Consider the following 26,641-nt stretch of genomic DNA (forward strand, 5'->3'; position numbering starts at 1 on the left):
AGGTTGAGGTCACGAGTTCGAACCTCGTGTGTCGCTCCAAATTTCTTACAGAACATCATCTGTAAGCACCAACACTCCGCATTGAATGCACCAGTTATTTTTAGGGTGTAGCGGGTCGTTGTCTTTAATGCTGTGAAGCATTATCTCCGGGCAAGGTCTAGCCCAAATACAATCTGAATGAGTTTTTTGCAGTAACGTGTCTGCATCACGCTTTGAGCACCTTTTTATCGTGTTTCTTAACAGAGTTATCCACAAAGTCTAGCTTGTGGGTAAAGCCGTTGATGAATATCAGAAGATGTGACGTTACTCAGAGTTATTTGTGCGGATGTTGATCGGTGGAAAACTGATCCCTGTGAATTGTTTTTGTTGTAACTCTATGTTTTTAATGATTTTAAAGTTTCGAGTTTCAATGTTTTCAAAAGATTATCCCCAGTTTCATCACCTTTCGTGACTTTCATCTGAGATTATTCACAGAGTGTGTTTAACTTTATCAGCATGCACTGTTTTATAGCGTACTGAAAAGGTTTTCCACATTTCGCAGAAGAAGTGAATCTATGTCTTGTTTTTGCATTAATTTTGAGCAGATAGGTGACTTTCCACTACCGCACGATTGCGCTTAGGCATCCCTTGGTAGGCCTTTCTGAACGATTCTGACTAACCTCTTGGTTGAGGAAGGCAGAACATCAACAGCATGTTCATTTCGGCGTTTAATCTGTTGTTCAAGCGCCCAATCAAGGTGCTGATCAAGCATAGCAGAGAATCCTTTGGCCGATTCCAAAAGTTCAATAATCTCTGGATCATAAGGGGCGTTTCCCATGGCCACAGAGAGGTTGCGGCGCCATTTTTCGTGGCCTATACGGCGAATGGCCGAACCCTCAGTTTCTTTCAAAAATGTGGATTCATCCCAGCTGAACAACGTTTTCAGAGGTTGTTGGACCAAGCTTTCTCGCCCATAAAAATCAGACTCGTTGGTTAACTCAGCTTCGCGGTTGTATGGACAAACCAACTGGCAGTCATCACAGCCATAGATCCGGTTCCCCATCGCCTCACGAAACTCTTCTGGGATTTCACCATCAAGTTCAATCGTGAGGTAAGAAATACAACGTCTGGCATCGACAATGGTGTCGCCAACAATGGCATCAGTTGGGCAAGAGGTAATACATGCTACGCACTTGCCACACTGACTTTCTGTTGGCTCATCCACTGGTAAGGGCAGATCAATCAGCAGTTCACCCAGAAAAAACCAGGAACCGACGTCTTCACTGAGCAACAGCGAATGCTTGCCTGTCCAGCCAAGACCGGCCTTCTCTGCCAGTGGACGTTCCAGAACCGGGGCAGAGTCGACAAAAGGTCGATAGCCGAATTTCCCAACTTCTTCTTCAATTCGCTGCCCTAATTTTTTCAGGCGGTTGCGGATGAGTTTGTGGTAGTCACGGCCGAGCGCATAACGACTGATATAGGCGAGAGAAGGCGTTTCCAATGTTTTGGCAAACCCCGCATCTGGCGGGAGGTAGTTCATTCTGGCACTGATCACGCGGACTGTGCCTTCAACCAGTTCCTGAGGACGGGCGCGCATCATGCCATGGCGTACCATCCATTCCATTTCCCCGTGATAGCCATTATCGAGCCAGCGTTGCAACTGAGCTTCATGCTGACTGAGATCAACATCAGTGATCCCAATATGCTGAAATCCTAGTTCATGTCCCCATTGCCTGATATTTTCAGCAAGTTGGGTAAAATTGATCGACAAAGAAGATCGGGACTCAGACATAAGATCAGCAAGGAAAAACTAAGATGAGCGCAAGTCTACCACACTCGCTTTACCGATCGGATCAGGTCAGAGACGGAGAGCGCAAGATCGCAGCAGATCTTGGCGTAGAAATGTACAACCTGATGGAACTCGCAGGACGTGCTGTCTTTGAAGCGATGAAAGATCGTTGGCCTGATGCAGAATCGATCTTCGTATGTTGTGGTAGCGGTAATAACGGCGGTGATGGCTATGTTATTGCGAGATTAGCTTTGGAAGCCAATATGTCGGTAACCCTCTGGTCGGTTGCCGACCCATCTAGCGTTAGCGGCGATGCGTTAAAAGCGCAGCAGAAGTTTGTGGCTGCTGGTGGCTTGATTGTACAAGGTGCCTTTCCTGATGGTGATTATGATCTGATCGTTGATGCGCTCTTTGGTACCGGGCTCAGCCGCGATTTATCCGGCGCATACCTGTTAGCAGTTAGTGCTATCAATGCGATTAACTGCCCCAAGATCGCGGTGGATCTTCCCAGTGGCTTGGATGCGGATACCGGACACGTCTGGGGTGAGGCCGTCATCGCAGATTGCACCGTCAGCTTCGTGGGATTGAAGCAAGGCCTCTTTACCGGCAAGGCGCGCGATCATTGTGGTGACATTCTCTATGACGGCTTGGGTATTGGAGAGGAGTTTGCTGCGCATATCTCTGCTTCGTCTAAACTGCTGACGCATACTCTTGCCAAGACACTGGAGCCACAACGCCAAAATAGTGCACACAAAGGGCAAGCTGGACGCGTCATTTGTATTGGTGGCCAAAAAGGAATGGGTGGGGCAATTATCCTCAGTGGTCAGGCGACACTGCGAAGCGGCGCCGGGCTCGTCGCGGTGCTCACCGATGAAAGCCATATTCCGGCAGTGTTGGCGCGTCAGCCTGAATTGATGACACGTTGGTGGCTTGAAGATGACGGCATTGAAGCGTTAGAGGAAACGCTGCGATGGGCTGATGTGATTGCTATTGGTCCCGGTCTTGGTCAAAGCGAGTGGGCGAAGAAACTCTTTGATGCCGCGGGGGCGTGTGGGATCCCCATGGTGGTGGATGCTGACGCATTGAATCTCTTGGCATTATCTCCGATGCGCAGGGATAACTGGATTTTGACTCCACATCCTGGAGAAGCCGCAAATTTATTGAGTACTCACGTAACAGAAATTGAACGGGATCGTTTTTCTGCCGTCAAAGAGTTACATAAACGCTATGGTGGCGTAGTGGTGCTTAAAGGCGCAGGCACAATCGTTTATGATGGCAGTACTTTACAGATCATCGATGCGGGCAACCCTGGAATGGCCTGTGGCGGCATGGGGGATGTTCTGACTGGTGTGATTGCCGGATGCGTAGCACAGATGTCTTCGCTGTCGGAATCAGCCAGTTTTGGTGCCTACTTACATAGCTATGCAGCAGATATTGCTGCACAAGACGGTGAGCGTGGCCTGATCGCCAGTGATTTGCTCCCGCTTCTTGGCAACAACATAAAAACAGAATCGCGATAGGGTAGCGCCTTATCGCAGAAAAGCAGTGAGAAACATGACACAGACTTTTATGACTGAGCTTGCCGATGAGCAAGCAACAGTGGCCTTTGGTGCAGCTGTCGCAAGCGCCTGCGCGCAGCAAACAACCATTTATCTTCATGGCGATCTGGGTGCAGGAAAAACCACTTTTTCTCGCGGATTCATCCAGTCTCTTGGCCATTCTGGCAACGTAAAGAGCCCGACTTATACTCTGGTTGAACCCTACCAACTGGATAGCTGGCAAGTCTATCACTTTGATTTGTACCGATTGGCTGATCCTGAAGAGCTTGAATTCATGGGGATCCGGGATTACTTCACACCTGACGCACTTTGTTTGGTTGAATGGCCAGAAAAAGGCGAAGGTTTGTTGCCGCAACCTGATCTTGATATCACACTGAAATATAACGATGAACAACGCACAGTGCAGGTTCAGGCCAATACGCCTGTTGGTGAAGCGTTGCTGGCAAAACTGGAGTGGAAATAACGATATGCTTTGGCGGGGCGTGTTAGCAGGGTTGCTATGCTGGTTTGGTGCACTTTCTCCTGTACTGGCTAATTCACTGGAAAATGTGCGGATCTGGCCTGCGCCGGATGAAACGCGCGTGGTGATGGATTTGGCCGATGATCCTTCCTATACCTATTTTACCCTGACCAAACCGAATCGCCTGGTGGTAGATCTGAAAGACACGACCCTGGGGATGACACTGCCTAAAACGGTCAGCGACAGTAAAATTCTGACGAAAATCCGCAAGAGCAATCCGCCTGACAACAAAACATACCGTTTGGTCTTTGAACTTAAGGATCAAAGTGTCCCGCGTCTGTTTCCGCTGGCACCCGGCGGTGAATATGGCCACCGTCTGGTGATTGATATTCCTCACGGAAAGAAAACCGTCGCGGTGAAACCTGCCAAGCCTGCCGCTACAGCCGAAACCCAGACCGCACTGCCGTTTGGTACCGACGACATTATTATCGCCATTGACCCAGGCCACGGAGGAAACGATCCGGGTGCCGTGGGACCACGACGTAAATACGAAAAGCACGTAACACTGGCTATTTCGCGCCAAGTCGCCGCCAAGATTAACGCGGTGCCAGGCATGAAAGCGGTACTGACGCGTAATGGTGATTACTTCGTCGATCTTAACAAGCGCTCGGATATTGCTCGCCGTAAGGGAGCGCATCTTTTGGTGTCTATTCATGCTGATGGTTTCCACAAACCACAGCCTCGTGGTGCGTCTGTATGGGTACTGTCCCGTCGTCGCGCGAACAGTGAAATTGGTCGTTGGATTGAGAAGCACGAAGAGCAATCGAACCTGTTAGGTGGTGGTGCGCTGCTGAATGACAACGAGGACGAATACCTGAGCCGTGCGGTGTTGGACTTGCAGTTCAGTAACTCACAAAAAGAGGGGTATGACGTTGCAGTTCGCGTGCTGAAAGAAATGGGTAAAGTGACAAAACTTCACAAATCCAGCCCGGAACACGCGAGTCTTGCTGTGCTGAAATCCCCAGATATTCCCTCTCTGTTGGTTGAGGCGGGTTTTATCACCAACCCACAGGAAGAAAAGCTGTTGCTGAGCTCCAGCCACCAAAACAAGATTGCCAATGCTGTATATAAAGGTGTGTTGACCTATTTTGAGGATTTCCCACCAGATGGCACCTTGATGGCGGCGCGTAAGAACGGCATTAAACACAAAGTCACGTCAGGCCAGTCCCTGTCTGTCATCGCCAGTAAATACGGTAGCTCAGTGTCGGCGATCAAAGCGGCAAACGGCTTGAAATCCAATAATCTGAAAGTTGGTCAGGTACTGACAGTGCCAGACGTCAACGTTGGGGCATTGACCAATGCCTCGAAACCTTCGTCTTCAGGTGCCAGTGCAAAACCCGCGTCACCTTCGGGTAAAACAGTGACTCACACCGTCAAACGTGGAGAGTTCTTGGGTAAAATCGCGCAGGAATATGATGTCAGTGTTGCCAGTATTCGCAGTGCCAACAAGCTGCGCTCAGATGAACTGGCGATAGGGCAGAGACTGAAAATTGTGGGTGTCCAGCCCAAAGACAAGCAGCACAAAGTGCAACGCGGAGAGTATCTGGGTAAAATCGCCAGCAATTATGGGGTGACGGTAGACAGTATCCGTCGTGCCAATAAGTTGCGTTCTGACGAGTTGGCTATCGGCCAGACCCTGATTATTCCTGGGAGTTAAGCATGGCAATTCAAATCCTACCTGCACGTCTGGCAAACCAGATTGCGGCAGGCGAAGTGGTTGAAAGGCCTGCTTCTGTCGTAAAAGAGCTTGTTGAAAACAGCATTGATGCTGGGGCGACCCGCATTGATGTTGATATCGAAAAAGGCGGCAGCAAGCTTATCCGCATTCGAGACAACGGCTCAGGCATAGCCAAAGAAGAACTCGAATTGGCGCTCAGCCGTCACGCGACCTCTAAGATTTCTTGCCTTGATGACCTCGAAGCGATTATCAGTCTTGGGTTTCGTGGTGAGGCACTGGCGAGTATCAGCTCGGTATCGCGACTCACCCTTACATCGAGAACTATCACTCAATCAGAAGCCTGGTCTGCCTATGCGGAAGGGCGTGATATGGCTGTGCAGGTTAAACCTGCGGCCCATCCAGTCGGCACGACGGTTGAGGTGGTGGATTTATTCTTTAATACACCAGCCCGCCGCAAGTTTCTCCGCACCGATAAAACCGAATTCGGCCATATTGATGAGCTTCTGAAGCGCATTGCGTTGAGCCGTTTTGATGTGGCTATTACCCTTCGTCACAACGGCACCATCGTGCGCCAGTACCGCGCAGCATCGAACGATGCCCAGCGTGAAAAGCGACTGGCGGCTATTTGCGGTTCGCCGTTTGTAAAAAGCTCTGTGGCAGTGAGCCTTGAACATCAGGGTTTAACCCTTCATGGCTGGATTTGTACGCCGGAAGGTGCGCGGGCCCAGAACGATATTCAGCACTGCTTTGTGAACCAGCGGATGATGAAAGACAAACTCATCAATCACGCGATTCGACAGGGCTATGAAGCATCATTGCGTCCTGATCAATTCGCCGCTTACGTTCTTTATATTGACATCGAGCCGCACCAGGTGGATGTGAATGTTCACCCTGCCAAGCATGAAGTCCGTTTCCATCAGGCCCGCTTGGTTCATGACTTTATCTATCAGGCTGTAGCCGATGCCCTGATGCAAGTTGCAGCGGAACAAGCACCTGCACTTGAGTTTGAACATCCGCCAGTGAGTGATCTCAGCAGTGGGCAGAATGCTACCCAGCCTGAAACCATGCCTGACACCCCAACACCTGAAATTCATGATTCGTTGGAGCCTCAGGGGGCGGGAAATGCCTCATACTCAAACTACCCTGGTCAGACTGAACACACAGAATGGCGGCCACAGTCGTCAGGGCAAAGTCCACGAGGGTCAAGCCTTGGCCACTCATCTGGCAGCGGCTCACGCCGAGAGCAATATGGTGATAACGCCCCATCAAAGCGTGAACAAAAAGTGTATCAAGCACTCATGACAACGCCTGTTGTCCCACCTGCGGATACGCAGGTAGCCGAAGCGCCACCTGTCTTTACGCCTTCATCAGTGGTGCAAACACCCGTTTCCGTCGGGCATGCAGGAAATGGCTTAGGTAAGGCGTTGGCCGTGGTGTCGTCTAAGTATTTGTTGCTTCAACGTACCGAGGGTATAGCCCTACTGGATTTGGATGCCGCCTCTTACCTCGCCATGCTTGGACAATTCCATGCTGCGGCAGAGGGTGAAGGCTTGAAAGCACAGCCGCTTCTGATCCCACAGGCGCTGCCCGCTTCGACGGAAGAATTGGCATTGATTGCGAAACATGAAAGTCTGCTTCAGCAATTTGGTATGCTTCTTCGTCAAAAGTCGCCAACCCAATTGATGGTGATGGCGGTTTGTCAGCCTGTACGCAATCATAACTTGCAGCAGCTCATTCCTTCGTTGATGACATTTCTTACCAGCGAATCTGACACTTTGTCGGCTGAGTTACTGGCAAACTGGTTTGCAGATCAGGCGACGCAAAAAACAGACGTCTATGGTTTATCACAAGCCGTTACACTGATCTCTGACTTAGAAAACTGCTGGCAGGAAAGGCTGGCAGCGCATTATTCAACGTTGTTGCGTCCGGTTGACGTAGCAGCGGCAATAGAAGCTTTTAAACATGACTAAGCCATTGCCGAAGGCAATTTTTTTAATGGGGCCTACCGCGTCGGGTAAAACTGATCTGGCGATCGGCCTGAGAAAACAATTTCCTGTCGAGATCATCAGTGTCGACAGCGCCCTTATCTACAAAGAGATGGATATCGGCACCGCCAAACCAACTGCAGATGAATTGGCACTGGCTCCACACCGTTTGATCAACATCCTCGATCCGTCAGAAGCTTACTCAGCGGCTGATTTCCGTGCTGATGCCTTGCGGGAAATGGAAGAGATTGTCGCAAAAGGGAGAATTCCCCTTTTGGTTGGTGGTACCATGCTTTACTTCAAAGCATTATTAGAAGGTTTGTCACCTTTGCCACCCGCGGATCCAGCGATTCGCGCTAAAATTGAACAGGAAGCAAAGGAACACGGTTGGCAGGCTCTGCATGATGAGTTATGCAACATTGACCCTGTCGCAGGTGCGAGGATCCACCCGAATGATCCTCAACGATTGTCGAGAGCGCTGGAAGTTTTTCGTATTTCGGGTAAAACTCTCACTGAGTTGACCGAAACCAAAGGTGAACCATTGCCATATGAGGTTCACCAATTTGCTATAGCCCCTAAGGAAAGGGGAGAACTGCATCGCCGTATTGAGCTGCGTTTCCAGAAAATGATGGAAGCGGGTTTCGAAGCGGAGGTACGCAAGCTGTATGATCGTGGCGATCTGAATCCTGATATGCCGTCGATCCGCTGCGTTGGGTACCGACAGATGTGGGATTATTTGGCGGGTAGCTGTTCGCTTGACGATGCAGTTTATCGAGGTGTGTGCGCAACCCGTCAGTTAGCCAAACGTCAGATCACCTGGCTTCGCAGCTGGGATAATTTGACATGGCTTGATAGCGACGATGCCGAGCTATCGTTACAAACAGTCACAAAGTGTCTGACCTGATCTAGGAAGAGACAGGTATACTTTGGGTTGTTGTAAGCGGCATTGTTGATTTTATTGTTGCTAATACAACTACAAACCAATAAGGAAAATTAAAAATGGCTAAGGGGCAATCTCTACAAGACCCATTTCTGAACGCACTGCGTCGTGAACGTGTACCTGTTTCTATCTATTTGGTAAACGGTATCAAGCTTCAGGGCCAGATCGAATCTTTTGACCAGTTCGTGATCCTGCTGAAAAACACTGTAAACCAAATGGTTTACAAGCACGCGATTTCTACCGTGGTCCCAGCTCGCCCAGTGAACCACCATCACAACAACTCTGAGCGTTCGCCAAACGAACGTCAGCAAGAGAAGACTGAGGAGTAATAATCCTTTGGTAAGGAGTTGATCGCTTGTTTGACCGTTATGAAGCCGGTGAACAGGCTGTTTTAGTTCATATCAACTTCACCCAGGAAGGCGAATGGGAAGATCTCAGCGAATTTGAAATGCTGGTATCGTCAGCGGGGGTTAGCAGGCTGCAAACCATTACGGGCAGTCGGCAGTCCCCGCATTCCAAATACTTCGTTGGTGAAGGTAAAGCCCAAGAAATCGCTGATGCAGTTCGATTGACAGGGGCTGACATTGTTATCTTCAACCATGCGCTTTCTCCTGCGCAAGAACGAAACCTTGAACGTCTGGTCAAATGTCGAGTGCTTGATCGCACTGGTCTGATCCTGGACATCTTTGCACAGCGTGCCCGGACTCACGAAGGTAAGTTGCAGGTCGAGCTGGCGCAGCTTCGCCACCTTTCCACCCGACTCGTCAGAGGCTGGACGCACTTGGAGCGTCAGAAAGGGGGGATTGGTTTGCGTGGTCCGGGTGAGACCCAGCTTGAGACTGACCGTCGATTGCTGCGTGATCGCGTTAAGGCAATTTTGCGTAGACTTGAGAAAGTGTCTAAACAGCGCGAGCAAGGGCGACGAGCTCGAAGCCGTGCTGAAGTACCAACCGTCTCGCTGGTGGGATACACCAACGCTGGCAAATCCACCCTCTTTAACCGCATTACTGAAGCGGGGGTCTACGCAGCGGATCAGCTGTTCGCGACCCTAGATCCGACGTTGCGTAAGATTGAGGTGGAAGATGTTGGTGACGTGATTCTTGCTGATACCGTTGGTTTTATCCGCCACCTACCGCACGATCTGGTCGCGGCGTTTAAAGCCACTTTGCAGGAAACACAGGAAGCAGCTTTGCTTCTGCATGTTATCGACGCCAGTGATGATCGCTTCCGCGAAAACATCGAAGCGGTTGACGTGGTACTTGAAGAAATCGATGCTCATGAAATCCCAACACTGTTGGTGATGAACAAAATCGACAACATGGAAGAGGCCTCGCCACGAATTGAGCGTGATGAAGAAGGTTTACCTCGTGTTGTCTATGTATCTGCACTAGCAGATCAGGGCATAGATCTTCTTTTTGAGGCACTGACCGAGAGGCTGGCGGGGACTATGGTAAGCTATCGCTTACGTATTCCACCTGCGGCTATCGGCAGAATGCACAGTAAATTCTGTCAGTTGCGCTGTATTACGCATGAAGAATACGAGCAGGACGGACATTTGCTGGTCGACGTGCGGTTACCTCAAACAGACTGGTTGAGGTTGAAAAAAAGGGAAGGCAGTGAGTTAGGCGACTTTATCGTCAACTGACAGCCTGTTACAGTATAAAAACTATCGTCATATCATACTGATGGAGTGCTCTAATGGCGTGGAATGAGCCAGGAAACAATGGCGGTCAGGACAAAGACCCGTGGGGAAACCGCGGAGGTCGTGACCAAGGGCCGCCGGACCTCGATGAGGTGTTTGGCAAGCTAAGCCGCAAACTGAGTGGCTTGTTTGGCGGCAAAGGGCCGTCTTTTGGTGGCAGCGGTGCTGCTGGTTTGGGCGTAATTGCCGTTGTGGGTGCAGTTATCTGGGGTGTCTCAGGCTTTTACACTATCGGTGAAGCTGAGCGCGGTGTCGTGCTGCGCTTTGGTGAATACAACCGCATTGTGCAGCCAGGTCTGAACTGGAAGCCAACGTTTATCGATGAAGTGACTCCGGTAAACGTTCAGGCCATTCGTTCTTTGCGCGGTTCAGGCGACATGCTGACCAAAGACGAAAACGTCGTGCGTGTTGAAATGGACGTGCAATATCGCGTTGCTGATCCTAAGAAATATCTGTTTGCAGTCACCAATGCCGACGACAGCCTGCGTCAGGCAACTGACTCTGCGCTGCGTGCAGTGATTGGTGATGCTGTGATGGACCAAATCCTGACCTCTGGTCGTCAGGAAATCCGTGAACGCACTGAAGTTGAAATCAACCGCATCGTGGACCGTTACGACATGGGTCTGCTGGTGGTTGATGTGAACTTTGATACAGCACGTCCACCGGAGCAGGTCAAAGACGCATTCGATGACGCCATTGCAGCGCGTGAGGATGAAGAGCGTTTCATTCGTGAAGCAGAAGCTTATCGCAACGATATTTTGCCTAAAGCAACGGGTCGTGCAGAGCGTCTGAAGAAAGAAGCACTGGGTTACAAAGAGAAAACTGTTAATGAAGCAGAGGGTGACGTAGCGCAGTTCGAGAAGCTGCTGCCTGAATATCAGGCTGCACCTGAAGTCACACGTAGCCGTCTGTACCTCCAGACCATGGAGAACGTCTTCGGTAACACCAGTAAAGTGTTGATTGATTCACAGGAAGGCGGTAACAACCTGCTTTACCTGCCATTGGATAAGCTGATGAACCAAACTCCTCAGCAACGTTCGACCACGGTTAACAGCAATGCATCAGATTACGGCATTGAGCTGGAAAGCTCGACGCAATCTGCAGCGCCAAGCAACAGCCGTTCGTCGACTTCGCGCCAGGGGAGATATTAATTATGCGTAAGTTGTTAATTCCTCTAATCATCATATCGCTCGTTTTAGGCTTGATGTCAGTATTCGTCGTCGACGAAGGAGACCGCGGTATTGTGATTCGTTTCGGTCGTGTACTGAAAGCTGACGATGACATGGCGAAAATTTATCCGCCGGGACTTCATTTTAAAGTTCCTGTTTTCGACAGCGTTAAAGTGCTGGATGCACGTATCCAGACCATGGATGACCAATCAGACCGTTTTGTAACGTCTGAGAAAAAAGACGTGATCATCGACTCCTACGTGAAGTGGAAAATCAAAGATTTCGGTCAGTACTACCTTTCAACAGGTGGTGGTAACCGTCTGACTGCTGAAGCCCTTCTGCAACGTAAAGTGGCAGATGGTTTGCGTGCAGAAATCGGTTCGAAAACCATTAAGGAAATCGTGTCCGAGAAGCGCGAGCAGGTGATGGCAGACGTACTGAGTGAACTTCAGGAAAGTGCTAACGACATCGGCATTGAAGTGATTGACCTTCGTATCAAGAAGATCAACCTGCCTGATGAAATCAGTGAGTCAATCTACGCTCGTATGCGTGCTGAGCGTGAAACTGTTGCCCGTCGTCACCGTTCACAAGGCCGTGAGAAGGCGGAAGTTATCCGCGCTCAGGCTGAACTGGAAGTGGCTACTGTTTTGGCAGAAGCAGAGCGTACTGCACGTGTAACACGTGGTGAGGCAGATGCAGAAGTTGCAAGGATCTATGCAAATACCTTCAACAAAGAGCCTGAGTTTTATAACTTCTTGCGCTCTCTGCAAGCTTACGAGAAGAGCTTCAACAACAAGGGCGACATCATGGTAGTCGACCCGAACAGTGAGTTCTTCCAGTACATGAAAGAGCCAACGTTGAAGGCAAACTAATCGTTGCCAGACAGCAAAACAGAAAAGACAAGGCGTCATGCCTTGTCTTTTTTTTATCCAAACGAACGAGAGTAAAAAAATGGGCAATGAGTTGTGGCTTGCAATGGGTTTAGTGCTGGTAGTTGAAGGGCTGGGGCCGATGTTGGTACCGAAAAAATGGCGGCAAATGGTCAGCGAAATGAGCCTGTTACCTGATGCTACCCTACGTCGTATTGGCGGGTGTTTAGTCGTCGCTGGTGCGGTAATCGCATATATGATGTGGCCGTCCAAGTAAATCGAAAGAGCAAAAAACTGTGACAGCCCGATGACCATAAGCAGGACGGCGCTCAAAAAATGACTGCATCCTTCAAACGATGGTGCTAGAATCCCGTTTTAATCATCAACTGACTGGAAAAGATGAGTAATAACGTAGTCGTTCTCGGCACCCAATGGGGTGACGAAGGTAAGGGTAAAATCGTTGATCTGTTGACTGAAGACGCTCAGTACGTTGTTCGCTACCAAGGCGGCCACAACGCAGGTCACACTCTTGTCATTGACGGTGAAAAAACCGTTCTTCACTTGATTCCTTCTGGCATTCTTCGCAACAACGTAAAATGCATCATCGGTAACGGTGTTGTTTTGTCCCCAGACGCCCTGATGAAAGAAATGAGCGGTCTGGAAGAACGTGGCATTCCAGTACGTGAGCGTCTTTTCCTGTCAGAAGCTTGTCCGCTAATTCTTCCTTATCACATCGCCCTTGATATGGCGCGTGAAAAAGCACGTGGCGCGAAAGCAATCGGTACAACCGGTCGCGGTATCGGTCCTGCTTACGAAGACAAAGTTGCCCGCCGCGGTCTGCGCGTTGGTGACCTGTTCGATAAAGAAGCGTTTGCCGAGAAGCTTAAAGAAGTGATGGAACTGCACAACTTCCAGTTGGAGCATTTCTACAAAGCTGAACCAGTAAGCTACGAAGAAACCCTGGCGAAAGTGATGGAGCAAGCTGACATCCTGACCAGCATGGTTATCGACGTGACCCAAGAACTGGATGACGCACGTAAGCGTGGCGACAAGATCATGTTCGAAGGCGCGCAAGGCACGCTACTGGACATCGACCACGGTACTTACCCATACGTAACGTCTTCAAACACTACCGCTGGTGGTGTTGCTGCAGGTTCTGGCTTTGGTCCTCGTCACCTGGGCTACATCCTGGGTATCGCAAAAGCATACTGCACCCGCGTAGGTTCTGGTCCTTTCCCGACTGAACTCTATGACGGTCAAGAGAAACAAGATCCAATCGGTAAGCACCTGGGTACTGTTGGCCACGAGTTTGGCGCGACTACCGGTCGTCTGCGCCGTACTGGTTGGTTTGATGCGGTTGCAATGCGCCGCGCAATCCAGATCAACTCGATCACTGGCTTCTGTCTGACCAAGATGGACGTTCTGGACGGTCTGGAAGAAATCAAAATCTGTACGGGTTACCAGAAAGCTGACGGCACCATCCTGAATGTTTCACCGATGGCGGCTGACGAGTACGAGAACATCACACCAATCTACGAAACCGTTCCAGGTTGGAGTGAGAAGACTTTCGGTGCTAAGTCTATCGAAGAGCTTCCGCAGGCTGCACTGGATTACATTGCGCGTATCGAAGAACTGACCGGCGTGCCAGTAGACATCATCTCTACTGGTCCAGACCGTAACGAGACCATCATCAAGGTTCATCCTTTCGCGTCTTAATCGGTTTCCGGTGAAAAAAAAACCAGCCTTCAAGGCTGGTTTTTTTTTGCCCAATCGGCCTTATACTGTTGATATTAGTCGGCGGAAATTTTTCGCCGGAAAAAGGGTAAAGTTCGGCAAATCCTTGCCGATATAAGTTAGGCAAGACACACCGTATCCAAGGCCAAAGAGGCGGATGTTTCCTCTTTTTGGCAGAACAATACCTGTATAGTGGGAAGGCATGAAACTGCGTACCTTATTTATATCCATGATGTTAGCCAGCCCTTTCGCGAAAGCGGAAGTGGGTCCGGCTCTTCCTGTGTATGAAGAGTCGCAACTGATCCGCCTGTTTGAGTCGAATACGCACCTCAAGAAGGTGAAAGAAGACGATTGTCAGCTCCTTCAAGATATCGAGGCCCGCGCCATTCGCGTTGAATCCCCAGCTTACCAGTTCCTTTATGGTGATATGTTGGCATGGGGTGTGTGTGTCGACAGAGATGTCGAAACTGGCGTTTATTATATGCAGGTCGCGGCGCAGCAGGGTTTGCCTGCAGCGCTAGAGCAACTTGGTCGCTATTACTCCAAAGGCACTTTGGTGCAGCAGGACAAAGAACGGGCGATCCCATACTTGCGTGAAGCCGCATCTCTAGGGAACACTCGGGCGAGGCTTCAATTAGCCGAGCTTCTGGTGGCTGATTACGGCAGCCCATTGGATTACGAAGATGCCTATCGCTGGCTGTATCACACCATTACCGCTGACACATCCACGCACAATCGCATTGCCCTACTACGAAGAGCGTTGGAAGACAAAATGCCGCGAAATGTCATTGCCCGCGCGAAACGACGCGATACCTATTGGTGATGACCAGAACGAATTAAAAAATGCCCGCAGATTGCGGGCATTTTTGCTTTTAGGTGAACGCTTAAATCACTTTATGTGGGCCAAAGCACTCATAGAATATTCGGTCTTTGCTGATGCCCGCATCCACAAGCTGTGTGGCAACAGCCTGCATGAAACCGACGGGGCCACAAAGATAAAAGTCTCGGCTCGAACCTTGGGTTAACCCTTCAACTTTGCTGATGTCTATCAGGCCTTGATGGTCAAATTGTTCGCCCGGCAAATCTGCGTTTGAAGGCTCACGGAACCATACGTCACGCTTGGCAGTATGATGCTGGCTCAGCAAGGTATCAATATGAGCACCAAAAGCGTGGTGATCGCCATTTTCAGCAGCATGTAGCCAGTGGATTTCGGCATCATGCTTGCTGCTGAGAGATTCCAGCATCGACAGCATAGGCGTCAGCCCAACACCGCCTGAAATCAGCGCAACAGGGGTGTCATTGTCTGAATGGAAGAAAAAGTCGCCGGTTGGTGGCGCGAGCTCAACGGTATCGCCCACATTGAGGTGATCGTGTAGATAACTCGAAACCGTTCCCTGAGCTTCTCGTTTCACAGAGATACGGTAAAGCTCACCATTTGGGGCGGCAGACAGGCTATATTGACGGATTTCCTGATTGGCAAACTGTTCAGGAGACAGGTAAATACCGATGTATTGTCCCGGCACGTAGTCCGCCACTTGCTGACCATCGACAGGGGCGAAAATGAAACTGGTGATCACTTCACTCTCGGGTGTTTTGCTGACCAGCTTGAAAGTGCGTGTTCCACGCCAGCCGCCGTTAGAGCCAGCATTCTGTTGGTAGATTTCCTCTTCTCGATTAATGAAAACCTGCGCGAGCACTCCATAGGCTTCTGCCCATGCATCTAACACTTCCTGACCTGGCGAGAAAAGCTCGTCAATTGTAGCCAACAGGTTTTCACCGACGATGGCATACATTTCCGGTGTGATATTAAAGCTCGCGTGCTTTTGCGCGATCTTTTCCACCACTGGAAGCAGGGCTGGCAAGTTATCAATGTTGGCGGCATAGCCGTAGACCGCATTGAAAAGTGCCTCGCGTTGAGCTCCCGTAAACTGGTTACTCATGTTGAAAATATCTTTGAGTTCAGGGTGTCGGCTGAACATGCGCTCGTAAAAATGCGCAGTCAGTTTTGGGCCAGTTTCAGCAAGCAAAGGGGCAGTAGACTTCACTATTTCAATGGTTTTCTCGTTGAGCATGAGGGTTACCTTCTTATGTTTTGTGTTTTTAAAGCTTCATTTGAAATGCATGTTTAAAGTTGTATATGAAATGAATGTTTAGATCAACCAAAATTCCATAAAACGGTCAGTGAAAACGGCGAAGACGTGTATACCCAAACAACCTGAATCCTGCTTTATCAGGTTGTTTGGGTATAAACAGAAAGAAAATCAGAGAGTACGCGCCTTTTGTCTGTGATAAGAGTACAATGTGTGCAAGGAGATTTGAAAACGTGCAATTAACCAGCTTTACAGACTATGGCCTTAGGGCGCTTATGTATCTGGCTATGCTGCCTCCCGGAGAGTTGACCAGTATTACCGTGGTCACCGAGAAGTATGGGGTTTCCCGCAATCACATGGTGAAGATCATTCACCGTATGAGTCAGGTCGGCTACGTTGAAGCCGTGCGGGGAAAGAACGGGGGGATTCGACTCGGCAAGCCAGCTGACACGATTGTTATCGGGGAAGTGATCCGTTCACTTGAACCGTTGCAACTCGTCAACTGTGCGCCGCAAAATTGCCACATCACGCCAGCCTGTCGCCTGAAAACTGCCGTAGCGGCAGCGTTGGAGGCATTCCTTGCTGAGATGGATAAATACACACTTCAAGACATGGTGTCAGGCAACAATGACCTGCATCACCTTCTTATCCCAGTTCGCCCGATCTGATTCTCACCCTGTGAGACGTCATGCCAATTTTTACTGGCAATGACTACGGGCACCCAATTTCGAAATATTTAAGCGATATACTTGATATGCCAATGTCGCTAACGGGAATCTTATATGTCTCAAGACAAACACCTACACAGCAACGACCCTTTTTTGGGGCGTGAAGCAGAAAAATATGACAACCCTGTGCCAAGCCGAGAGCATCTGCTTGAAGTGATTAAAGGCTTTACCACACCGGTAAACCGCGACCAGTTATTTGAAGTACTGGGTTTGCGCAGCGACGAAGAATACGAAGGCCTGCGCCGACGCCTGCGCGCGATGGAGCGTGATGGCCAACTGATTTTTACCCGCCGTCAATGCTATGCACTGCCTGAGCGTCTGGACTTGGTAAAAGGTACCGTGATTGGTCACCGTGATGGCTTCGGTTTCCTGCGCCCTGAAGGGAAAGGCAACCGCGAAGACTGGCTGCTGCCACATCACCAGATGAAACAGGTGATGCACGGCGATTTCATCCTTGCTCAACCTGCTGGTACCGATAAACGTGGTCGTAAAGAGGCGCGTGTTGTCCGTGTGCTGGAAGAGCGAAAAGGCCAGATTGTGGGCCGCTACTTTGTCGAAAATGGTCAGGGCTTTGTGGTACCTGACGATTCTCGTTTGGGTCAGGATATTGTTATTCCGCAAGACGAGCGCAAAGGCGCGCGCATGGGTAACGTTGTGGTGGTGGAAATCTTCCAACGCCCAACCCGCCAGCATAATCCGGTTGGCCGAGTGGTCGAAGTTCTCGGTGAGAACATGGCACCGGGCATGGAAATCGAAATTGCCGTCCGTACCCACAACATTCCGCATGAGTGGCCGCAAGACGTCGAAAAACAAATCAAGAGCTTCACCGAGCAAGTACCGGAAGACGCGAAAAAAGGTCGTGTTGATCTGCGTGATTTACCACTGGTGACCATTGACGGTGAAGATGCCCGTGACTTCGATGACGCCGTCTTCTGTGAGAAGAAAAAATCAGGCGGTTGGCGCCTTTGGGTCGCGATTGCGGACGTGAGCTACTACGTACGACCAGACTCGGCGTTAGACAAAGAAGCGGTAAACCGCGGCAACTCGGTGTACTTCCCGTCGCAGGTTATTCCTATGCTGCCGGAAGTGCTGTCGAACGGCCTTTGTTCGCTGAACCCGCAGGTAGACCGCTTGTGCATGGTCTGTGAAATGACCATTTCAGAAGCCGGCAAGCTTTCCGGTTTCAAACACTACGAAGCGGTAATGAACTCCCACGCGCGCCTGACTTACACCAAAGTCGCCGCGATGCTGGACGGTGATGAAGAGCTTCGTGAGCGTTATGCGCCCTTGGTTCCGCATCTGGAAGAGTTGAACCGCATGTACAAAGCGCTGAAAGCGTCACGCGAACAGCGCGGTGCGATTGAGTTTGAAACCGTTGAGACCAAATTCATCTTCAACGCCATGCGTAAGATTGAGCGCATTGTGCCAGTTGAGCGTAATGACGCCCACAAGATCATCGAAGAATGTATGATTCTGGCGAACATCGCGTCGGCGCGTTTTGTTGAGAAGGCCAAAGAGCCTGCGCTATACCGCGTGCACGAAGCGCCGGGCGAAGAGCGACTCACCGGCTTTAAAGACTTCTTGAGCGAAATGGGTCTGGCGCTTGAAGGTGGCTTAGAGCCATCTCCAACCGATTACGCCAAACTGGCGCATTTGATTGCTGGACGTCCAGATCAGGAACTTATCCAAACCATGCTGCTGCGCTCCATGAAGCAGGCGGTATATCAGGCCGACAACTCTGGCCACTTTGGTCTGGCGCTCAAACAGTACGCGCACTTTACCTCGCCAATCCGCCGTTATCCGGATTTGCTGCTGCACCGTGCGATCAAGTATCTGATTGCCAAAGAAGAAGGACGTAACAAAGACCGTTGGACGCCAACCGGTGGTTACCACTATTCCTTCGACGATATGGACGTGATGGGTGAACAGTGCTCGATGACAGAACGCCGCGCCGATGACGCGACGCGTGATGTTTCAGACTGGCTGAAGTGTGAATACATGCAGGATCACGTTGGCGAAGTCATGGAAGGCACCATTGCCAATGTCACAGGGTTCGGCTTCTTTGTACGTTTGAACGAGCTGCACATCGATGGTCTGGTGCATATCTCGAATCTTGACAATGACTACTACAACTACGACATGGTGGGTCAAAAACTGGTGGGCGAGAGCTCTGGTCGCATTTTCCGACTTGGCGATCAGGTCACGGTCAAAGTATTATCCGTCAACCTTGATGAAAGGATGATCGATTTCGAGCTGGACGGAACAACCCGTAAAGCCCGCGGAGCAGGAAAAACTGCCCGTAATAAAGCCAAGAAAGGCCGCGCTGAGTCAGGGAAAAATCCTGAAGCACGCCAAGAGCGTATGTCTGTTCGTCAGCAATTAAAACGCGGCGCGATTCCAAAAGGTGAGGGTGATAAAGCCCCGGCCGGAAAGCGCGGCGAAAAAGCAGCTGCTGGCAAACGAGGCGGCAAAGGCGAAAACCCGGCGAAGAAGAAAACCAAGGCTGAGAAGGTGCGCAAGAAAAAAGCGCAGAAAGGCAAACCAGCCAAAGCAGGCAAGAATAAGAAGTAATCCATGAGCAATGAAATGATTTACGGCATCCACGCCGTTAAAGCCGTACTGGAATCTGATCCGTCCCGCTTCATCGAAGTCTTCGTGCTGAAAGGCCGTCAGGATGATCGTGTATTGCCTGTACTGAATGAGTTGACCCGCCTGGGCATCACTCTGCAGGAAATGGGTCGCAAGGCGCTGGATGACAAAGCCAAAGGTGCGTCGCACCAGGGCTTGATTGCCCGCGTGAAACCCGGTCGTCAGTACAACGAAAACGATCTCGATATCATTCTGGATGGTAAAGAGAACCCGCTACTGTTGGTGCTGGACGGTGTCACTGACCCACACAATCTGGGTGCGTGTCTGCGTAACGCGGATGCTGCCGGTGTGTGCGCGGTTATCGTACCGAAAGACAAATCTGCTCAATTGAATGCGACGGCGCGTAAAGTGGCGGTAGGCGCTGCAGAAGTGGTGCCATTGGTTCGTGTGACTAATCTGGCGCGCACTATGCGTGCACTGCAGGAAAAAGGCGTGTGGTTTGTCGGTACCGCTGGTGAAGCGACCCACGATGTCTACGATGCGAAACTGACTGGCCCATTGGCGATTGTGATGGGCGCAGAAGGTGACGGTATGCGCCGCCTGACCCGCGAGACCTGTGACGATCTCATCAGCATTCCAATGGCGGGCAGCGTATCGAGCCTGAACGTGTCTGTGGCAACTGGTATCTGTCTGTTTGAAGCGGTGCGACAACGCCGCGGATAACCGCAAGAAAACAGACCGTTTTCAGATAAAGCAACGCCCGGTGATTTATTTCTCCGGGCGTTGTGCTTTTTGTTGCTATTAGCGGCGCAATTCTGTACTATCCTGCCTCCAAATTCCCGGTCTTTTACTTTCGTTCCTTGCTTCCGCTGGACGACCGGGCCAAGCGTGGAAGCTGAATAATCCGTAAGGAGCAACCAATGCGTCATTACGAAATCGTATTCATGGTGCACCCTGATCAAAGCGAGCAAGTTGCTGGCATGATCGAGCGTTACACTGGTTCTATCAAAGAGTCAGGTGGTCAGATCCACCGTCTGGAAGACTGGGGCCGTCGTCAACTGGCTTACCCAATCAACAAGCTGCACAAAGCACACTACGTTCTGATGAACGTTGAAGCTGAGCAAGCTGTGATTGATGAGCTGGAAACTGCGTTCCGCTTCAACGACGCTGTGATCCGTAACATGATCATGCGTACCAAAGGCGCTATCACTGAGCCATCTGTAATGATGAAGGCTAAAGAAGAGCGCGCACCACGTCGCGAAGAGCGTGCAGAAGCACAATCTGAAGACGAAGCAGCAGCTGAGTAATTTGATTTGATGACCAATCGGATTGAGCTAGCAGGTGCTATCACCCAAGGCCCGATTCGAAAACAGAGTCCTGCCGGCGTGCCCCATTGTCACTTTGTGATTGAGCATCGTTCGGACCAACGGGAAGCTGGATTGCCAAGGCAAGTCTACTGCCGTTTACCGGTTGTAGTGAGCGGGCAAGGGTCGCAAAACAAAACACAGCACTTAGCTTTAGGCAGTAACATCAAGGTAGGCGGGTTTCTCGCTTATCAGACCGGCCGAAATGGCGTAGGCAAATTGGTGTTGCATGCTGATGAAATTATAGACATTTAAGATCAGGAGATAGCCCCATGGCACGTTTCTTCCGTCGTCGTAAATTCTGCCGTTTCACTGCAGAAGGCGTACAAGAGATCGATTACAAAGACGTAGCGACTCTGAAAAACTACATCACCGAAGCTGGTAAAATCGTACCTAGCCGTATCACTGGTACCCGTGCTAAGTACCAGCGTCAGCTGGCACGCGCTATCAAGCGTTCACGTTACCTGGCTCTGCTGCCATACACTGACAAGCATCAGTAATCGGCACTGTCCAAGTTAATAGAGGAATAGATAATGCAAGTTATTCTGCTTGATAAAATCGCTAACCTGGGTGGTCTGGGTGATCAGGTAACTGTTAAGTCTGGTTACGCACGTAACTTCCTTATCCCACAAGGTAAGGCAGTAATGGCTACTAAATCTAACGTTGAGCACTTCGAAGCTCGTCGTGCAGATCTGGAAGCTAAAGTTGCTGAAGCTCTGGCTGCTGCTCAAGCACGCGCTGAGCAAGTTGAAGCACTGGAAGCAGTAGAAGTTGCTTCTAAAGCTGGTGACGAAGGTAAACTGTTCGGTTCTATCGGTACTCGTGACATCGCTGACGCTGTAACTGCAGCTGGCGTTGCTGTAGCGAAGAGCGAAGTTCGCCTGCCAGAAGGTGCACTGCGTAACACTGGTGAGTACGAAATCAGCCTGCAACTGCACTCTGAAGTATTCGCTACTGTTAAGCTGAACGTTGTTGCTGAGTAATTCAGACACATCGTCGCTTTGAAAAAACCGGCCTTTGGGCCGGTTTTTTTGTACCTGGAGTTTGGGAAAGCGATCCTAGGAAAAGCATAAGCGGACCTAGTTCCTGGGAGAAGAAGGTCCTAGGAAGGGGTAAAAGGGCTTACCTCTAAGCCTACACCATCTAAAATCATGCAGTACCCAGTACCTAAAACTTATAAAGCATATTCACAGTAAAAATCGAATCGAGGTTTTTTAATCCCGGCGGCACTTCACTGATGTATTTCTGGGTGGTGGAAAGCTTGATCGCCAGATCGTCGATGAGGCTGGTGGACACCGATGCCCGCGCTTCAAAACTGGTGTTACTTGGCCCACTGATAGCCGTAATTCGACCTTCAAACAGGGCGGTCTTAGTCATCTGCCAGGACAGTTCTGCCTGACCACGCAAAATCGCCTCTTCCACGTCATACGGCAAAATAAGGTCATCGTCATCCAGCTCATCCAGATTCGGGGTTTGATAACGGTAACCGGGGCCGATCTCGAGCAAAAGTGACAAATCTTCCTGCCAAATAGCCTGATAACCTAACCCTGCGGCAACGGTGAGATCCTCGTAGTACGGGCCATATTTATCATCCAGAAAGCTGATGTTTCCCCACACATAGCGTTTTGGGTCAAACTTATAGTTGGCCTGGCTCTCGAACTCACTTTTACGTTTGTCTTCCTCGCCATCTTTTTCAACTAGCAGGAACTTAGCTTCTGAGGTGTGTCGGTAGGGGCCCTCGGTGTAGTTAACCCCTAGGCGGCTGTTGATGGTCATCGAGTCCGAGTTACCGGAAAGGGCTTGAAACCCCAACTCGACTTCTGATTGCCATGGTTCAGGTACACTGGCGCTTGCACAAAGAGGGAGTGCCACCAGACAAAACAGAGACGGTTTCAGTAGCGACGACGCCATTTAGGTTACCATTACAACATCAGGGGCCACATTCTATATGAATCTTCCTGCATTTCGTCAGCAACACGTTAAATTGGCAGGCAAAAAAGTCGTGGTCGCTCTAAAGCGGCTAGCGATAGTTATTCGCCAGACGTTCTGGGTATAATGTCGGTCGAATCGACAAGGTAATAAGTGATATGGCAGAGCAACGCAGCAAGCAATTTAATTCCAACAAACCCAAAGACCGTCAGGTTGATGCCCTGAAGGTGCCACCGCACTCTTTGGAAGCCGAGCAGTCAGTGCTGGGCGGCCTGATGCTGGACAATGAGCGTTGGGACAGTGTGGCGGAAAAAGTGGTTGCTGCCGACTTCTACAGCCGTCCTCATCGTCTGATTTTTGAAAGCACGAAGCAACTGCTTGATGCAGGTATGCCGCTGGATCTTATTACCCTTTCTGAAAACCTCGAAAAGCATAGCCAACTGGAAGATGTCGGCGGTTTTGCTTATCTCGCCGAGCTTGCGAAAAATACCCCAAGTGCGGCGAACATTGTTGCCTATGCGGATATCGTCCGTGAACGTGCTATGGTGCGTAACCTTATCAGCGTCGCCAATGAAATCGCTGATGCAGGTTATGACCCAGAAGGGCGTACGTCAGAAGACTTACTCGACATGGCAGAGAGCAAGGTTTTCGCCATTGCCGAATCGCGCACCACGGAAAACGAAGGTCCACAGAACATCGACAATGTTCTGTCGAAAACCCTTGAGCGTATCGAAATCCTGTTCAAATCACCGCAAGATGGTGTGACCGGTGTGTCGACCGGCTTCGCAGACCTCAACAAGAAAACTGCAGGCCTGCAAGGCTCTGACCTCATCATCGTGGCGGCGCGTCCATCCATGGGTAAAACGACCTTTGCGATGAACCTGTGTGAAAACGCCGCCATGGATCAGGAAAAGCCAGTACTGATTTTCTCTCTCGAGATGCCTGCTGAACAGCTGATGATGCGTATGCTCGCGTCGCTTTCCCGAGTTGATCAGACCAAAATCCGTACCGGTCAATTGGATGACGAGGACTGGGCGCGTATTTCATCGACCATGGGTATTCTGATGCAGAAGAAGAATATGTATATCGATGACAGCTCAGGCCTGACGCCAACAGAAGTGCGCTCCCGAGCCCGCCGTGTGGCGCGTGAACATGGCGGTCTGTCGATGATCATGGTCGACTACCTTCAGTTGATGCGTGTGCCTGGCCTTCAGGATAACCGTACCCTTGAGATTGCCGAGATCAGCCGCTCGCTCAAGGCGCTGGCTAAAGAATTAAACGTGCCTGTTGTGGCCCTGTCGCAGCTTAACCGCTCGCTGGAACAACGTGCAGACAAACGCCCTGTAAACTCCGACTTGCGTGAATCGGGCGCGATCGAGCAGGATGCGGACCTTATCATGTTCATTTACCGTGATGAGGTGTACAACCCGGAAAGTCCGCTAAAAGGCATTGCAGAAATCATCCTCGGTAAGCAGCGTAACGGTCCAATCGGTAGCGTGCGTTTGACCTTCCAAGGCCAGTTCTCCCGCTTTGATAACTATGCGGGTCCTGCGTTTGATGAAGAATAAAACAGAGTTTGTTGAGTATTAACCGCGAGGTGTTATGAAAGCGGCAACAGCAATCATCCATACCGCTGCCCTGAACCACAATATCGACATTATCCGTGCCATGGCGCCGAACAGTCGAACTTGGGCGGCGATTAAAGCGAATGGATACGGACATGGCCTTTTGCCCGTGGCAAAGGCACTTTCTTCTCAGGCCGATGGCTTCGGCGTTGCACGCCTTGAAGAGGCGATGAGCCTTCGCGCTGGCGGGATTGTGAAACCTATCCTGCTGCTTGAAGGTTTTTATTCTTCTGCGGATTTGCCAACGCTCGAAGCACAGAATCTGCAAACGGCGGTTCATTGTATTGAGCAACTGGAAGCGCTGGAAAAAGCCAACCTAGAACATCCACTTCATGTCTGGCTGAAAATCGACACCGGTATGCATCGTTTGGGTGTGCGTCCGGAATACGTGGCGGAATTTATCGAGCGACTGAATGCCTGCCCGAATGTCGCGAAACCACTTAACTTTATGAGCCATTTCGGCTGTGCGGATGAACCGGAAAAGCCAGTCACAGAGCAGCAAATTGGGCTGTTTGAAGAACTGATTGCTGGTCAGCCGGGTTACAAATCGTTGGCAGCATCTTCCGGTAGTTTAATTTGGCCAACCAGCCATTTTGATTATGTTCGCCCTGGAATCAGTCTTTACGGTATATCTCCGATGGTAGAGCGCTGTGGCAAGGATTTCGGCCTCAAGCCAGCCATGACCATGACCTCAAGCCTTATCGCTGTGCGTGAAGCCAAGAAAGGCGAGACGGTGGGCTACGGCGGACGCTGGATGACAGATCGTGATACCAAAATCGGTGTGGTGGCGATTGGCTATGGCGACGGATACCCGCGCGCAGCGCCAGATGGCACTCCGGTAATGATCAATGGTCGACGTGTGTCTTTGGCTGGGCGTGTTTCAATGGACATGATCACCATTGATTTGGGGCCAGATGCGACCGACCGCGTGGGCGATGAAGTGATCCTGTGGGGCGAGGAACTCCCTGTAGAAGAAATTGCCCGTCATGTAGGCACCATTGGCTATGAGCTTGTCACCAATCTCACATCCCGTGTTGACCTAATTTATACCTAGGGTCAATAGACCCAAACGTAAGTTGTAGAACGTTTTGAATCTAAATTTTTCTAAAGCCGTAACCCGCGTTACGGCTTTCTTATCTTTGCCATTTTTGCTTTTTCCAAATGGCGCTCTGGCATCAAGTCATCCAGAGTCGGAATTGCTGGATATTGAAGTGGTTCCCTTTGTCTTCTCCACTGAAACCTTGGGTTTCTCCGCGGGTATGGCTGGGCTTTGGAAAGGTGCGGGACAACCGCAAGCCTCGTTGTTTGCGGCGGGGCTTGGTACATCAAAAAGCACGTGGATGGGCTTTGTTGCCGCCAATAATTACATGCTTTCAGCAGACAGTCGCTGGCTGCTGAGTGGGCAGTTTTATGAAGGTGACTTCAAACAGTTTGACTACTATCTGGGTGATGCCGCGTCCAACAACTCTGTCTATGACGATCGTCTGACTGCAGACAGTCGTGATGCCCAGCATCATCTTTCCTTCCGTTATATCTTGCCTTTGGGCGAAGCAGTAAGCAGTCCCGTTCGTGCTGCGCTTTCCCCTGAGCGAGACGTTGAAGGAAATGCGCCGTGGAACAGCGGCGTCTCTTCGATTGATTTCCGCCCCTTCTACAATGCCCGAACGTTGGAAGGTGAGGGCATCAATACGCCGAGCGATTTTTCGGATGCAACCGAAGTGTGGGGACTTGAAACCCACTTGAAATGGGATAACCGCGACAGCAGTAACAACCCAACTAAAGGCAGTCTCAGCGAGGTTATTGTCACCGTCGATCCGGGCGCTGATAACAGGGCGAGTTGGTGGAAGTGGGAACTAAATCAAAGCTGGTACTGGGACCTCGGCGGTTGGGATGATCTTGCCAACGAGCAAGTTTTGGCGTTCAACCTCTATACCTCAGATACGCCAAGCTGGAACGACAAATCTGAGATAAATGGTGAATGGCTCTATCGCAGACCCCCGGAATTCGCCGCAGCTCGCTTAGGGGGACTATATCGTTTGAGAAGCTTTCAGTCCGGCCGTTATGCTGACCGTTCGGCGTTGAGTTACAGTGCGGAATACCGGGTGATCCCGGAATGGCAGCCTCTGGGCCAGTTACCCGTTTTCAATTGGTATGACGTGCCATGGTGGCAGTGGGTGCTATTTACTGATGTTGGTCGTGTGGCTGATGAGCACGATTTGAGTGAGCTTCACAGTGATATGAAATGGAGCGCTGGCGCAGCAGTGCGTTTTCAGGTGGAAGGCATTGTAGTGCGCTCAGAGCTTGCAATGGGCTCGGAGGAAAGCATTTTCCGCGTCATGATTAACCAGCCATTCTGATAAAAGAAAAAGCCCCGACGCATAGCGTTGGGGCT

25 protein-coding genes are annotated in these 26,641 nt (G+C 50.6%); 22 read left to right on the plus strand and 3 right to left on the minus strand.

Features of this window, described 5'->3' with window-relative positions:
- Window positions 1–616: 616 nt before the first annotated feature.
- Entirely contained in the window at window positions 617–1,744 is a 1,128-nt protein-coding gene (gene queG, locus D515_RS13910; RefSeq protein ID WP_152442378.1) for a tRNA epoxyqueuosine(34) reductase QueG, read from the minus strand.
- Window positions 1,745–1,794: 50 nt separating this feature from the next.
- On the opposite strand from queG, the gene D515_RS13915 reads away from it, so the two are divergent.
- From D515_RS13915 to motX, 12 genes are all read left to right on the plus strand, one after another.
- Complete coding sequence (locus D515_RS13915) at window positions 1,795–3,288, plus strand: bifunctional ADP-dependent NAD(P)H-hydrate dehydratase/NAD(P)H-hydrate epimerase (protein ID WP_002539389.1); 1,494 nt, start codon at window positions 1,795–1,797, stop codon at window positions 3,286–3,288.
- Window positions 3,289–3,322: 34 nt separating this feature from the next.
- On the plus strand, window positions 3,323–3,790 hold the full coding sequence (gene tsaE, locus D515_RS13920) for a tRNA (adenosine(37)-N6)-threonylcarbamoyltransferase complex ATPase subunit type 1 TsaE (RefSeq protein ID WP_002539391.1): 468 nt from the start codon (window positions 3,323–3,325) through the stop codon (window positions 3,788–3,790).
- Window positions 3,791–3,794: 4 nt separating this feature from the next.
- Window positions 3,795–5,504 (plus strand): N-acetylmuramoyl-L-alanine amidase, encoded by a 1,710-nt coding sequence (locus tag D515_RS13925; protein ID WP_002539392.1) that lies wholly within the window; start codon window positions 3,795–3,797, stop codon window positions 5,502–5,504.
- A 2-nt stretch (window positions 5,505–5,506) separates the two neighbouring features.
- Entirely contained in the window at window positions 5,507–7,495 is a 1,989-nt protein-coding gene (mutL, locus tag D515_RS13930; RefSeq protein WP_002539394.1) for a DNA mismatch repair endonuclease MutL, read from the plus strand.
- A complete protein-coding gene (gene miaA, locus D515_RS13935; protein ID WP_039850119.1) occupies window positions 7,488–8,414 on the plus strand; it encodes a tRNA (adenosine(37)-N6)-dimethylallyltransferase MiaA in 927 nt (308 codons plus the stop codon). Before mutL ends, miaA begins: the two co-directional genes overlap by 8 nt.
- Before the next feature lie 95 nt (window positions 8,415–8,509).
- Window positions 8,510–8,779 (plus strand): RNA chaperone Hfq, encoded by a 270-nt coding sequence (gene hfq, locus D515_RS13940; protein WP_002539397.1) that lies wholly within the window; start codon window positions 8,510–8,512, stop codon window positions 8,777–8,779.
- 26 nt (window positions 8,780–8,805) lie between these two features.
- Window positions 8,806–10,095: a ribosome rescue GTPase HflX gene (gene hflX, locus D515_RS13945; protein WP_002539399.1), complete on the plus strand. Its 1,290-nt coding sequence runs from the start codon at window positions 8,806–8,808 to the stop codon at window positions 10,093–10,095.
- Window positions 10,096–10,148: 53 nt separating this feature from the next.
- A complete protein-coding gene (gene hflK / locus D515_RS13950) occupies window positions 10,149–11,303 on the plus strand; it encodes an FtsH protease activity modulator HflK (protein WP_002539401.1) in 1,155 nt (384 codons plus the stop codon).
- Window positions 11,304–11,305: 2 nt separating this feature from the next.
- Window positions 11,306–12,193: a protease modulator HflC gene (hflC, locus tag D515_RS13955; RefSeq protein WP_002539403.1), complete on the plus strand. Its 888-nt coding sequence runs from the start codon at window positions 11,306–11,308 to the stop codon at window positions 12,191–12,193.
- A 79-nt stretch (window positions 12,194–12,272) separates the two neighbouring features.
- Window positions 12,273–12,467: a DUF2065 domain-containing protein gene (locus D515_RS13960; RefSeq protein ID WP_002539404.1), complete on the plus strand. Its 195-nt coding sequence runs from the start codon at window positions 12,273–12,275 to the stop codon at window positions 12,465–12,467.
- A gap of 122 nt (window positions 12,468–12,589) precedes the next feature.
- Window positions 12,590–13,906 carry an adenylosuccinate synthase gene (locus D515_RS13965; protein WP_002539405.1) on the plus strand — a complete coding sequence of 439 codons (1,317 nt, stop codon included), beginning with the start codon at window positions 12,590–12,592 and terminating at the stop codon, window positions 13,904–13,906.
- Between the two features lie 220 nt (window positions 13,907–14,126).
- On the plus strand, window positions 14,127–14,747 hold the full coding sequence (motX, locus tag D515_RS13970) for a flagellar protein MotX (RefSeq protein ID WP_002539406.1): 621 nt from the start codon (window positions 14,127–14,129) through the stop codon (window positions 14,745–14,747).
- Window positions 14,748–14,808: 61 nt separating this feature from the next.
- On the opposite strand, the gene hmpA is transcribed toward motX, so the two are convergent.
- Complete coding sequence (gene hmpA, locus D515_RS13975) at window positions 14,809–15,996, minus strand: NO-inducible flavohemoprotein (RefSeq protein WP_002539407.1); 1,188 nt, start codon at window positions 15,994–15,996, stop codon at window positions 14,809–14,811.
- Between the two features lie 251 nt (window positions 15,997–16,247).
- On the opposite strand from hmpA, the gene nsrR reads away from it, so the two are divergent.
- The 7 genes from nsrR to rplI all read left to right on the plus strand — a co-directional run bounded on the left by nsrR (window position 16,248) and on the right by rplI (window position 21,678).
- On the plus strand, window positions 16,248–16,682 hold the full coding sequence (gene nsrR, locus D515_RS13980; RefSeq protein WP_039850120.1) for a nitric oxide-sensing transcriptional repressor NsrR: 435 nt from the start codon (window positions 16,248–16,250) through the stop codon (window positions 16,680–16,682).
- Window positions 16,683–16,796: 114 nt separating this feature from the next.
- A complete protein-coding gene (gene rnr / locus D515_RS13985; RefSeq protein WP_002539409.1) occupies window positions 16,797–19,313 on the plus strand; it encodes a ribonuclease R in 2,517 nt (838 codons plus the stop codon).
- A 3-nt stretch (window positions 19,314–19,316) separates the two neighbouring features.
- Complete coding sequence (rlmB, locus tag D515_RS13990; RefSeq protein ID WP_002539410.1) at window positions 19,317–20,054, plus strand: 23S rRNA (guanosine(2251)-2'-O)-methyltransferase RlmB; 738 nt, start codon at window positions 19,317–19,319, stop codon at window positions 20,052–20,054.
- Window positions 20,055–20,251: 197 nt separating this feature from the next.
- Window positions 20,252–20,638, plus strand: coding sequence for a 30S ribosomal protein S6 (gene rpsF, locus D515_RS13995; RefSeq protein ID WP_002539412.1), 387 nt, complete (start codon window positions 20,252–20,254; stop codon window positions 20,636–20,638).
- Window positions 20,639–20,647: 9 nt separating this feature from the next.
- Complete coding sequence (gene priB, locus D515_RS14000; RefSeq protein WP_039850121.1) at window positions 20,648–20,950, plus strand: primosomal replication protein N; 303 nt, start codon at window positions 20,648–20,650, stop codon at window positions 20,948–20,950.
- A gap of 17 nt (window positions 20,951–20,967) precedes the next feature.
- A complete protein-coding gene (gene rpsR / locus D515_RS14005) occupies window positions 20,968–21,195 on the plus strand; it encodes a 30S ribosomal protein S18 (protein ID WP_002539422.1) in 228 nt (75 codons plus the stop codon).
- A 33-nt stretch (window positions 21,196–21,228) separates the two neighbouring features.
- The gene (gene rplI, locus D515_RS14010; protein ID WP_002539424.1) at window positions 21,229–21,678 is read left to right on the plus strand and encodes a 50S ribosomal protein L9; all 450 of its coding nucleotides are present in this window, start codon (window positions 21,229–21,231) and stop codon (window positions 21,676–21,678) included.
- Between the two features lie 184 nt (window positions 21,679–21,862).
- Here rplI and D515_RS14015 read toward each other — a convergent pair whose 3' ends face one another.
- The gene (locus tag D515_RS14015) at window positions 21,863–22,606 is read right to left on the minus strand and encodes a DUF481 domain-containing protein (RefSeq protein WP_002539425.1); all 744 of its coding nucleotides are present in this window, start codon (window positions 22,604–22,606) and stop codon (window positions 21,863–21,865) included.
- 176 nt (window positions 22,607–22,782) lie between these two features.
- On the opposite strand from D515_RS14015, the gene D515_RS14020 reads away from it, so the two are divergent.
- The 3 genes from D515_RS14020 to D515_RS14030 all read left to right on the plus strand — a co-directional run bounded on the left by D515_RS14020 (window position 22,783) and on the right by D515_RS14030 (window position 26,606).
- Complete coding sequence (locus D515_RS14020; RefSeq protein ID WP_002539426.1) at window positions 22,783–24,192, plus strand: replicative DNA helicase; 1,410 nt, start codon at window positions 22,783–22,785, stop codon at window positions 24,190–24,192.
- A 34-nt stretch (window positions 24,193–24,226) separates the two neighbouring features.
- Window positions 24,227–25,303, plus strand: coding sequence for an alanine racemase (gene alr, locus D515_RS14025; RefSeq protein ID WP_002539427.1), 1,077 nt, complete (start codon window positions 24,227–24,229; stop codon window positions 25,301–25,303).
- A gap of 85 nt (window positions 25,304–25,388) precedes the next feature.
- Window positions 25,389–26,606, plus strand: a complete 1,218-nt coding sequence (locus tag D515_RS14030) for a BamA/TamA family outer membrane protein (RefSeq protein WP_002539428.1) — start codon at window positions 25,389–25,391, stop codon at window positions 26,604–26,606.
- Window positions 26,607–26,641 lie beyond the last annotated feature (35 nt).

Origin of the sequence: Grimontia indica (assembly GCF_000333895.2) — a bacterium.
GTDB classification, from domain to species: domain Bacteria; phylum Pseudomonadota; class Gammaproteobacteria; order Enterobacterales; family Vibrionaceae; genus Enterovibrio; species Enterovibrio indicus.